Source organism: Actinomadura geliboluensis (assembly GCF_005889745.1).
Taxonomy (GTDB): Bacteria; Actinomycetota; Actinomycetes; order Streptosporangiales; family Streptosporangiaceae; genus Spirillospora; species Spirillospora geliboluensis.
Genome location: NZ_VCKZ01000331.1, coordinates 1 through 10,199, shown reverse-complemented (window position 1 = coordinate 10,199; position 10,199 = coordinate 1). Strand labels below are relative to the sequence as shown.

General features: G+C 76.0%; 10 protein-coding genes. 5 read left to right on the top strand and 5 right to left on the bottom strand.

Annotated elements, in window-relative coordinates; all coding sequences use genetic code 11:
• Positions 1-98 precede the first annotated feature (98 nt).
• The 4 genes from ETD96_RS33245 (at position 99) to fdhA (ending at position 3,990) form a co-directional block, all read left to right on the top strand.
• Entirely contained in the window at positions 99-818 is a 720-nt protein-coding gene (locus ETD96_RS33245; protein ID WP_138640444.1) for a DedA family protein, read from the top strand.
• The gene (locus ETD96_RS33240; RefSeq protein WP_240808403.1) at positions 799-1,980 is read left to right on the top strand and encodes a sensor histidine kinase; all 1,182 of its coding nucleotides are present in this window, start codon (positions 799-801) and stop codon (positions 1,978-1,980) included. The genes ETD96_RS33245 and ETD96_RS33240 overlap by 20 nt, the downstream gene beginning before the upstream one ends.
• Positions 1,971-2,627, top strand: a complete 657-nt coding sequence (locus ETD96_RS33235) for a response regulator transcription factor (protein ID WP_171069358.1) — start codon at positions 1,971-1,973, stop codon at positions 2,625-2,627. The genes ETD96_RS33240 and ETD96_RS33235 overlap by 10 nt, the downstream gene beginning before the upstream one ends.
• Positions 2,628-2,775: 148 nt before the next feature.
• Positions 2,776-3,990 (top strand): formaldehyde dehydrogenase, glutathione-independent, encoded by a 1,215-nt coding sequence (gene fdhA, locus ETD96_RS33230; protein WP_240808402.1) that lies wholly within the window; start codon positions 2,776-2,778, stop codon positions 3,988-3,990.
• A gap of 21 nt (positions 3,991-4,011) precedes the next feature.
• Here fdhA and ETD96_RS33225 read toward each other — a convergent pair whose 3' ends face one another.
• The 3 genes from ETD96_RS33225 to ETD96_RS33215 are packed head-to-tail and all read right to left on the bottom strand — an operon-like array spanning position 4,012 to position 7,888.
• A complete protein-coding gene (locus tag ETD96_RS33225) occupies positions 4,012-5,811 on the bottom strand; it encodes a GMC family oxidoreductase (protein ID WP_171069360.1) in 1,800 nt (599 codons plus the stop codon).
• 5 nt (positions 5,812-5,816) lie between these two features.
• Positions 5,817-7,196: a hypothetical protein gene (locus ETD96_RS33220; protein WP_138640441.1), complete on the bottom strand. Its 1,380-nt coding sequence runs from the start codon at positions 7,194-7,196 to the stop codon at positions 5,817-5,819.
• A complete protein-coding gene (locus ETD96_RS33215) occupies positions 7,193-7,888 on the bottom strand; it encodes a FadR/GntR family transcriptional regulator (protein WP_171069357.1) in 696 nt (231 codons plus the stop codon). Before ETD96_RS33215 ends, ETD96_RS33220 begins: the two co-directional genes overlap by 4 nt.
• 103 nt (positions 7,889-7,991) lie before the next feature.
• Between ETD96_RS33215 and ETD96_RS33210 the strand changes: the two genes are divergently transcribed.
• Positions 7,992-8,510 carry a YbaK/EbsC family protein gene (locus ETD96_RS33210; RefSeq protein ID WP_138640440.1) on the top strand — a complete coding sequence of 173 codons (519 nt, stop codon included), beginning with the start codon at positions 7,992-7,994 and terminating at the stop codon, positions 8,508-8,510.
• Positions 8,511-8,535: 25 nt separating this feature from the next.
• Here ETD96_RS33210 and ETD96_RS33205 read toward each other — a convergent pair whose 3' ends face one another.
• The gene (locus ETD96_RS33205) at positions 8,536-9,600 is read right to left on the bottom strand and encodes an FAD-binding protein (protein WP_138640439.1); all 1,065 of its coding nucleotides are present in this window, start codon (positions 9,598-9,600) and stop codon (positions 8,536-8,538) included.
• 11 nt (positions 9,601-9,611) lie between these two features.
• On the bottom strand, positions 9,612-10,076 hold the full coding sequence (locus ETD96_RS33200) for a MarR family winged helix-turn-helix transcriptional regulator (RefSeq protein ID WP_138640438.1): 465 nt from the start codon (positions 10,074-10,076) through the stop codon (positions 9,612-9,614).
• Between the last annotated feature and the right edge of the window lie 123 nt (positions 10,077-10,199).

The window sequence follows — 10,199 nt, the reverse complement described above, 5'->3', positions numbered from 1 at the left end:
GGTGTGGTTTTCCGCAGGGTGGGGGTGCGGGATCCGGCCGGGCGGGTCGGCGGTGCTCTCCATGGCGGCGGGCGGCGCCGGTTCCTAGCGTCGTAGGCATGATCGGACTGATGAGCGCGGCGTCCGCCGGCGAACCCGCCGGCGGCATCGCCGGGTGGGCGACCGACCTGATGGAGCGGCTCGGCGCGCCCGGCGCCGGCCTGGCGATCGCGCTGGAGAACCTGTTCCCGCCGCTGCCGAGCGAGGTGATCCTCCCGCTCGCGGGCTTCACGGCCGCGCAGGGCCGGATGAGCCTCACCGCGGCGATCGTGTGGACGACGCTCGGCAGCGTCGTCGGCGCCCTCGCGCTCTACGGGATCGGCGCCCTGATCGGGCGGGACCGGGTCCGCGCGATCGCGGCGCGGCTGCCGCTGGTCAAGGTCGAGGACCTCGACCGGACGGAGGCGTGGTTCCTCCGGCACGGCGGCAAGGCGGTGTTCTTCGGCCGGATGATCCCGATCTTCCGGAGCCTGATCTCCGTCCCGGCGGGGGTGGAGCGGATGCGGATGCCGGTGTTCCTGGCCTACACGACGCTCGGCAGCCTGCTGTGGAACACCGTGTTCGTGCTGGCCGGGTACGGGCTCGGCGACAACTGGCGGACGGTCGAGGAGTACGTCGGCGTCTACTCCAAGGCAGTGGTCGCGGTCGCGGGCGTGGCGGCCGCGGCGTTCCTCGCGGTGCGTATCGTGAAGGCACGGCGGGCCGGTGCCGGGGACCGGCCGGCGGGGGCGCACCGGGCGGAGGCAAGAGAACGCGAACGTGACCGCATCACCTTCTGACGCCGTGCGCCGCGGCCCCGCCGTGGTCGTCCGGGCCGTGGCGGGGCTCGTGCTGGGCGCGGCCACCGCCGGCGCGGAGCTGGTGCTGCTGGCGGGGGCGGCGCTGCTCATGGCGTACTCGCTGGCCTTCTCCCGCGGCCGGCGCGCGGTCCCGGCGGCCGTCGCGGACGCCGCCGAGCTGCTGACCGAGCTGGAGATGCGGCGGCTGCGCGCCTTCCTCGGCGAGGACCGGGCCGTCCAGTACGGTCCGCTGCGGGCGCTCGCGTACCTCGTGCTGCGGGTGCCGGTCGGACTGCTGGGCGCCGCGATCCTGCTGCTGATCGGCTACGGCGCGATGCTGGGGGTCCGGCTGGCGGTGAGCTGGTGGGTCACCGGCGACTACCTGGACGGCATCCCGCCGGCCTGGTGGATCGTCCTCTACACCGCCATCGTGGGCGGGGTGCTGCTCTTCCTCGCCGTGTACGGCCTGGTCGGCGTGGTGGCGCTGGAGAAGGGCGTGGCGCGGCGCTGCCTCGGGCCGAGCCCGCTGGAGGAGTACGAGCGCCGCATCGCGCAGCTGTCGGTCACGCGCGCCGAGGTGGTGGACGCGGTGGACGACGAGCGCCGCCGCATAGAGCGCGACCTGCACGACGGCGTCCAGCAGCGGCTCGTGGCGCTCGGCATGCTGATCGGCCGGGCCCGCCGCGCCGGCGACCACGAGCGGGCGGTGGAGCTGTTGAAGCAGGCGCACGAGGAGTCGCAGCGGGCGCTCGAGGACCTGCGGGAGGTCACCTGGCGGGTGTATCCGGCCGCGCTGGACGGCGAGGGCCTGCGCGCGGCGCTGGAGACGGTGGCCGAGCGGTCCGCGGTGCCGGTGACGATCGACTACGACGTGCCGGGGCGGCCGCCGCACGCGGTGGAGACCGCCGCGTACTTCGTCGTCTGCGAGGCGGTCACGAACGCCGCCAAGCACTCCGGCGCGCGGGCGGTGCGGGTCGCCGTCGCGGGGTCCGGGACAATGATCGGCGTGCGCATCGAAGACGACGGGTGCGGGGGAGCCGACCCGGGCGGCGGCGGGCTGGCCGGCCTGGCCCGCCGCGTGGCCGCGCTGGACGGGACGTTCGCCGTGCACAGCCCGCACGGCGGCCCGACGGTGATCACCGCGGAGCTGCCGTGCGGGTGATGCTGGCCGAGGACTCGACGCTGCTCCGCGAGGGCCTGGTGCGGCTGCTCGCCGAGGAGGGCCACGAGGTGGTCGCGGCGGTCGGCGACGGCGACGCGCTGATCGCGGCGGTGGCGGCGGCGGGGGAGCAGGGCCCGCCCGACGTCGTGGTGGTGGACGTGCGGATGCCGCCGACGCACACCGACGAGGGCCTGCGCGCGGCGCTGGAGATCCGGCGGCGCTGGCCGGGGGTCGGGGTGCTCGTGCTGTCGCAGTACGTGGAGAAGCGCTACGCCACCGAGCTGATCACGGCCGACACCACCGGCGTCGGCTACCTGCTGAAGGACCGGGTCGCCCAGGTGGACGAGTTCCTGGACGCGCTCGACCGGGTCGGCGCGGGCGGGGCGGCGTTCGACCCCGAGGTGGTCCGGCGGCTGCTGGCGCACAGCACGCACGCCGATCCGCTGGCCCGCCTCACGCCCCGGGAGCGGGACGTCCTCGACAACATGGCCCAGGGGCATACGAACGCCTCGATCGCCGCCAACCTCCACATCTCGCAGAGCGCGGTCGAGAAGCACGCCAACGCGATCTTCGACAAGCTCGATCTGTCGCATGCCGCCGGCTACAGCCGCCGCGTCCTCGCGGTCCTCCGCTATCTGGGCAGCTGAACCGTCCGAAATAGGACTAACGGTCCCAAACCGGGTATGGCTCCGGTTGTACGATCGCGGACGCCCCCGCGGCACGCGCGAGCACGCACGGGCGCGGGCCGCAGCCGTCCGGGCGCCTGCGAACCGGCTCTCAACCGAGGGAGAGGTCGTGGCGGACACCAACCGAGGCGTCGTGTACCAGGCGCCGGGCGAGGTCACGGTGGAGGACCTGGACTTCCCGAAGCTCGAACTGGCCGAGCAGAACGGGCGCAAGCTGCAGCACGGCGCCATCCTGAAGGTCCTGGCCACCAACATCTGCGGTTCCGACCAGCACATGGTGCGCGGCCGGACGACCGCGCCGGCCGGGCTCACGCTCGGCCACGAGATCACCGGCGAGGTGATCGAGACCGGCCGGGACGTCGAGTTCGTGAAGGAGGGCGATCTCGTCAGCGTCCCGTTCAACATCGCGTGCGGCCGCTGCCGCAACTGCAAGGAGCGCCACACCGGCGTGTGCGAGAACGTCAACCGGGAGCGGCCGGGCGCCGCCTACGGCTACGTCGACATGGGCGGCTGGCACGGCGGGCAGGCCCGCTACGCGGTCGTCCCGTACGCGGACTTCAACCTGCTCAAGTTCCCCGGCGACCGGGACACCGTGATGGAGAAGCTGCCCGACCTCGCGATGCTGTCGGACATCTTCCCGACCGGCTACCACGGCGCCTACACCGCCGGCGTCACCACCGGCTCGACCGCGTACGTGGCGGGCGCGGGGCCGGTCGGCCTCGCGTGCGCGACCGCCTGCCTGCTGCTCGGCGCCGCCGTCGTGATCGTCGGCGACATGAACGAGCAGCGGCTCGCGCAGGCCCGCGGGTTCGGCTGCGAGACGATCGACCTGTCGCAGCACGGCGACGTCGGGGCGCAGATCGAGCAGATCCTCGGCGTGCCCGAGGTGGACGCGGCCGTCGACTGCGTCGGGTTCGAGGCGCGCGGCCAGGGCCACGAGGGGGCGCAGAAGGAGCAGCCCGCGACGGTCCTGAACACGCTGATGGAGATCACCCGCGCCGCCGGCGGGGTCGGCATCCCCGGCCTGTACGTGACCGGCGACCCGGGCGCGGCCGACGAGAACGCCAAGGTGGGGCAGCTCGGGCTGCGGATCGGGACCGGCTGGGCGAAGTCGGAGTACTTCGTCACCGGCCAGTGCCCGGTGATGTCCTACAACCGGCAGCTGATGATGGCGATCCTGTACGACCGGGTGCAGATCGCGCGGAACGTCAACGCGTCGGTGATCCCGCTGGAGCAGGCGCCCGAGGGGTACGCCGAGTTCGACCGGGGCGCGGCGCGCAAGTACATCCTCGACCCGCACGGCACCCTGGGCGCCGCCGCCTGACCCCGGCGGGCCGCGCCGGGCTCAGGCGATGCCGGCGGCGATCCGGGACGCCATCGCCATGATGGTGAGCTGGGGGTTCACCTCGGGGCACGTCGGCAGGACGGAGGCGTCCGCGACGTGCACCCCGCGCACGCCCCGCAGCCGCCCGGCCGGGTCGACCGGCGCGGCCGCCGCGGCGGCGCCGAGCCGCGCCGTCCCGGTCGGGTGGAACCCGGCCAGGTGCAGGTCGGCCGGCGCCGCCGCCGCGACGGCCCGGACCAGCTGGTCCTCGTCCCGGACGACGGGGTCCCGCGCCAGCCCGGTCAGCACCTCCTCGGCCCCGGCGGCGAACAGGACGCGCCCCATCGCGGTCATCGCGCGGCGGAGCCGCCCGGCGTCGCGCGGGGCGAGGTCGTAGCGGAGCAGGGCGCGGCGCCTGGCGCCGAGGACGCGGCCGGACGGGGCGTCGGCGATCATCGCGCCGAGCACGGCGAGGCGGTGCGCGCCGGCCAGCTCGCCGCGCAGCCGCCGCCCGATCCCGGGCAGCGGGAACGACGTCATGCCCGGCGGCGTGGCCGTCGCCTCGATCAGGACGCCGTCGCCGTGCAGTTCCTCGATGCCGACGCTCTGCATCACCCCGCGCCATGACTCGACGGGCTCGGCGAAGCGTCCCGCCATGTTCGTCGCGGGGTGGACGGCCATGCCCCGGCCGAGCTCCGGATGCCCGCCGAGGCCGGAGCGCCGCAGCAGCAGGGGCGTCTGCGTGGCGCCGGCCGCGACGACGATGCGGGGCGCCAGGATCTCGAACGCCGTGCCGTCTGGACGGCGCGCGCGCACACCGGTGGCGGTCCCGCGTTCGACCAGGATGCGTTCGACTCGCGCGTGGGTGACGATCCGCGCCCCCGCCTCGCACGCCTGGGGGAGCGCGTTCAGGTGCACGCCGTACTTCGCGTTGTGCGGACACCCCACGGCGCACTGCGCGCTGCCCATGCAGCCGGGCGCGTTGCGGCGCAGCGGCGCGGCCCGCCAGCCGAGCCGTTCGGCGCCCGCGAGCGCGAGCAGCCCGTTGCGGCCGAGCGGCCCGACCGGCTGCCGCGCGACGCGCAGCGTGGCCTCGACCTCGTCCAGGTGCGCGCCGAAGTCCTCCACCGGGACGCCGAGGGACGCCCAGCGGCGCAGGACCCGGCCGGGCGTCCGGTAGCAGGTGCCGCTGTTGACGACGGTCGTCCCGCCGACCGCGCGGCCCTCGGGCAGCAGCACCGGCGGGCGGCCGAGCGCGACCGCCGTGCCGCCGTCCCGGTACAGGTCGAGGAACCGGTCGAGCGGCCGGCGCTCCCGGAACTCGGCCGCTGTGAAGCGCCGCCCCTCCTCCAGCACGACCACCGACAGGCCGCGCCGGGCGAGGGTCCGCGCCGCCATCGCGCCGCCCGCGCCGGACCCGACCACGACGGCGTCGGCGGTCGCGCAGGCCGGCCACCCGGCGGACGGCGTGCAGTCCAGCGCCGCGTCGGGCCGCACCAGGCCGCCCGGCTCCGGCGGGCCGGGCAGCAGCCCCGTCCCGGCGGCCAGCAGCAGCGGGGCCTTCACCGCCTCGATGACCCGGGCGGCGGCCGGGCGGGCCGCCAGCAGCGCGCACAGCGCGTCCCGCCGGCCGGCGTCCAGCCGGTCGATGGGCCGCCCGACGGCGAGCCGGGCCAGCGCGTCCAGCGCGCCGGTCCCGGCGGCGATCCCGAGCCGCGCCGGGCCGGGCAGCGCCCGCGCGATCGCCTCCGCGCCGGCGGTGACGCGCGCCAGCTCCGCGTCGTCGTCGATGCCGAGCAGGACCGAGACGGTCCCCGCCATGGTGCTCACCGCAGGCCCACCTCCGCGTGGCCGGTGCCGTCCAGCCGCCATTCGCGCTCGGTCCGCCAGCCGCGTCCCGCGCGGCGCGCGAGGGCGATCCGCACGTCCGCGCGCTCGGAGTTGCGGCAGACCGCCGGGGCGCCGTCCGGGTCGGCGTAGTCGACCGCGACGGTCTCCTCCGGCCGCTGCGTGACCTCGACGTTCAGCAGCCGGTCGCCGACGCGCCCCCGGACCGTCCACGTCGGGAGGCGGATGTCGGCCCGCAGCCGGAGCGCCGCGAGCAGCGGGTCGCCGGACGGCAGGTCCCGCCCGTCCACCCGGAGCCGGACGAGCGGGAGCGGGGCCATCCGGTTCAGGCCCGGCCGCGTCGAGACGGCCGCCACGATCTCGCACACGTCGCCGCCGCCGAGGTCGGCGTGCAGCCACGCCCAGCGGCGCGCGTTGCCGTGCCCGTAGATCCGGGCCGAGGCGCCCGGGGCGTCCGCCAGGTCCAGCACCCGGTCGCCGAACCGCACCGCGCCGCGGTACGCGGCCGCCGGCTTCGGGACGATCTGCGCCGCCGGCAGCAGCTCCCGCTCCCACGCCCAGCGCGGGAACGTGAACAGCGGCGGCCCGCCGCCCGACTCGCGCAGCTCCCAGCCGACCGGTCCCGCCGTGCCGGCGAGCCGGTCGCCGGTCTGGACGACCGGCCCGGCGGCGAAGGCGGCGTCCTCGCGGGGGCTCCACTCGTGCGGTCCGAACCGCCCGAACACCGGCGGCTCGCCGGGCGGGAACACGGCCGCCCAGCCGTGGGCGTGCGCGCCGCCGCCGTCGTCCGGTGCGACCAGTTCGTGGTGGAGCCACACCCCGGTGCCGGTCGCCGGGTCGGTCAGCGTCGTGTACCAGACCTCCAGCCGCCCGGCCTGCCCCCGCCAGCGCGACCGCATCGGGTCGGCGGCCCGCGCGGGGGCGCGGAAGCTCGTGAGGAAGGCCGCCAGGTCGCGGCGCAGATGGAAGCGCAGCCGCGCCTCGCCGACGGCCGTCCCGTCCGCGTCGGTCACGGTGGCCGGCAGCGACGTCATCGACCGGACGGGCCGGCGCGGCGACACCGACTTCCAGCCGTCCAGGCGCAGGCGGCGGCCGTCGGCGGCCGTGAAGTCGAGCGTGTAGCGGATCCTGCGGGCGGCGATCGGCGCGACGCGCAGCCGTCCCGAGGCCGACGGGTCGTCCGCCCAGCCCGGCACGCTGACGCGCCCGGCGATCGCGCCCTCCGCGTCGCCCCAGGGGCGCAGGACGCCGGGCAGGTCGGCGTCCAGGTCCAGCCGCATCGGCCGCGCCCGGTCCTCCCCGGCGAGCCGCAGCTCGCCCTCCATGACCTCGCTGAACGTCGTGCGCCTGGCGCTCATCGCGCCCCCTTCGTCATGATCGCCTCGGTCTCGGCGAAGTAGGCGTCGGCCGCCGCGCGCGCCCGGTCCGGGGCGCCGTCGCACAGCGCGCCGATCAGCGGGGCGAGCCGGTCCGCCGCCGCGCCGGGGTCGGCGAACGCGTGCGCGAACCCCTCCCGGACGGCCAGGTAGGCGTTCAGCAGCGCGTTCACCATGAACCCGTACACCCGGTTGCCGGTCGCGCCGCCGATGACGCGGTGGATCTCGCACTCGGCGAGCTGCGCCGCGTCCGCGTCCGGCGCGTTCCGGACCTCGTCGGCCAGGTCGCGCAGCAGGGCCCGCTGCGCGGCCGTCGCGTGCTCGGCCGCCCGCGCCGCCACCCGCGCGCCGACCTCGCGCCGCACCTCGAAGATCTCCGCCATCCAGGCGGGCCCGACCGTGCGGGCCAGCATCGGCAGCAGTTCGGGGCCGCCGAGCCGCTCGTAGTCGCGGACGCGCGTGCCCACCCCGTGCCGCGTCTCCAGCAGCCCCGCCTGCGCGAGCCGGACGATCGCGTGCTTCAGCGACGTCCGCGTCACCGCGTACCCGGCGGCCAGCTCCCGCTCGGGCGGCAGGTAGGAGCCGGGCGGGTACCGGCCGCTGAGCACGTCGTCGCGCAGCCGGTCGACGAGCGAGTCCACGACGGTGTCGCGGGGGATCGGCGAGGACGGCACGGAACCTCCAGTGGTCGAGTGGCTCAGCCACTGGACCACGCGGGGCGTCCCGGCGTCAAGAGCGTGGCAGGGTGGGGACCGGGACCACGGAAGGGACGCACAGATGCTCGGCACACTCGACTGGGAACCGGCGGACGAACGGCACGACCTCCTCGCGGCGCCCGTCGCCGCCGCGATCGGCGCCGTGCCCGAGGCCGAGGTCGCGGAGATCGACCCGGACCTGGCCGACACGGCCGCGTTCTGCGAGCGCTACGCCGTCCCCCTCGACGCCAGCGCCAACTGCGTGGTCGTCGCCGCCAAGCGCGGCGGCGAGGTCTCCTACGCCGCCTGCATGGTCCTCGCCACCGGCCGCGCCGACGTGAACGGCGTCGTCCGCAAGCACCTCGGCGCCCGCAAGGTCTCGTTCGCGCCGATGGCCGACGCGACCTCGCTCACCGCCATGGAGTACGGCGGGATCACCCCGGTCGGCCTCCCCGAGGGCTGGCCGGTCCTGGTGGACGAGGCTGTCGCCGCCGCCCCGCGCGTCGTCATCGGCAGCGGCCTGCGCAAGTCGAAGGTCATGCTGCCAGGCAAGGCGCTCACGGGCCTCCCGTCCGCCGAGCTCCTCGCGCTGGCCCTGTGAGCGACGCGGCCGCCCACCAGGCCGCCTACCCGGTCGAGTCGACCGCGTAGCGGGCGCCGCCGACGGCCAGCGCCCGGTCGAGGAGCCGCCGGTTGGCGGCGAGCATTCCCGCGACGGGCGCGCAGCCCGGCGAGGCGGTGCGCAGGACGCTGAACAGCACCGTCCCGGTGCGGAGCGCCTTGACCAGGACGACGCCGCTGAGGCCCAGGTCGGCCGTCGTCATCTCGGCGAGCGTTGACTCGATCACCGCGGCGGCGCGGTGCTCGGGCAGGAACACCATGGCCCACGGGTGCGGGCGCGCCCACTCGCCGAGCGCGACCAGCTCCTCGACGTCGGGCCGCATCCGGTCGGCGAAGTCGAGGTAGCCGAGGCGCTCGGTCTCCGCGGTGCCGGGCGGCGGCTCGCCGCCGTCCCCGTACAGGACGGCCTTGGCCTCGAACCGCCAGCCGCCGCCGGACGGCTTGGCCTGGCCCGAGATGTGCTCGGCCCGCACCTCGCGCTGGACCCGCAGCAGGTCGCCGGCGCTCCGGCAGGGGATCGTGCAGGACAGCACGCGCTCCGGGGCGGGGACGAGCCGCAGCGTCGCCGCGGTGATGACGCCGTGCCCGCCGAGGCCGCCCCGGACGGCGTCGAACAGCTCCGGCCGCTCGGCGGGGGAGCAGGTGACGACCCGCCCGCCGGCGACGACCTCCAGGGCGAGCACGTTGTCGGCCTGCGTGCCGTGCCGGTGGGACGTCCCGCCGACGCCGCCCGCGGAGACCGTCCCGCCGACCGTCACGTCCAGGTGGTCGGTCAGGACGGGCGGGGTCAGCCCGCGCGGCAGCGTCGCGGCGAGGACCTCGCGCCAGCTCGTCCCGGCGCCGACGGCGGCCTGCCGCTCGCCGATCGCGTGGACGCCCGCCAGCCCGCGCATGTCGAGGGAGACGCCCGTGGTCAGGGACTGGCCGAACGTGGAGTGCCCGAGGCCGCGCGGGACCGCGTCCAGCCCGCCGGCGGCGGCCTCGCGGACGGCCTCCAGGACCTCCCGCGCCGACCCCGGACGGACGACCCGCGCGGGCGAGCGCTCGACGATGCCCCCGAAATCGCGCATGCCGGGCTGGCCTAGCGCGCGCGGAGGCGGTCGGCCACGCGGCCGAGCGCCTCGCCGAGCAGGTCGATCTCCTCCGGCGTCAGCACGTCGATGAGCGTCTCGCGGACGACGCGGCGGTGCCCGGGGCGGACGCGGTCGAGCGCGGCGGCGCCGTCGTCGGTCAGCTCCGCCCACACCGACCGGCGGTCCGTCGCGCAGCCCGCGCGTTTCACGAGCCCGGCCCGTTCGAGCTGGGTGACCTGGTAGGTGAGCCGGCTCTTGGAGACCATCACCTCCCGGGCGAGGTCCGACATGCGCAGCCGGCGGTCGGGGGCGGACCGCAGCCTGACCAGCACCTCGAACTCGGCGTGGGACAGCCCGCCGTCCCGTTTGAGCTGCCGCTCGACCTCGTGGTCCACCAGGTGGCCGGCCGCGAGGAAGGCCATCCAGGCGCGCAGCTCACGTGGTTCCAGGGCGGCGTCCCCCACTTCGTTCATGCGGTGATTCTAGTTGGCATGAAAACCCTCTTGAAGTTTCTAAATGGTCTGAATTTGAATCATCCTGCTAGCGTTCTGCTAGTTCATGTTTGAACCTTCAACCGGAGGAGACGAGGCATGCTC

Excerpts from the sequence above, each read along its gene's own strand:
- ETD96_RS33245 (WP_138640444.1), top strand. The coding sequence starts at position 99 with ATGATCGGACTGATGAGCGCGGCGTCCGCCGGCGAACCCGCCGGCGGC.
- ETD96_RS33225 (WP_171069360.1), bottom strand. The coding sequence starts at position 5,811 with ATGGCGGGGACCGTCTCGGTCCTGCTCGGCATCGACGACGACGCGGAG.
- ETD96_RS33220 (WP_138640441.1), bottom strand. The coding sequence starts at position 7,196 with ATGAGCGCCAGGCGCACGACGTTCAGCGAGGTCATGGAGGGCGAGCTG.
- ETD96_RS33210 (WP_138640440.1), top strand. The coding sequence starts at position 7,992 with ATGCTCGGCACACTCGACTGGGAACCGGCGGACGAACGGCACGACCTC.
- ETD96_RS33205 (WP_138640439.1), bottom strand. The coding sequence starts at position 9,600 with ATGCGCGATTTCGGGGGCATCGTCGAGCGCTCGCCCGCGCGGGTCGTC.
- ETD96_RS33200 (WP_138640438.1), bottom strand. The coding sequence starts at position 10,076 with ATGAACGAAGTGGGGGACGCCGCCCTGGAACCACGTGAGCTGCGCGCC.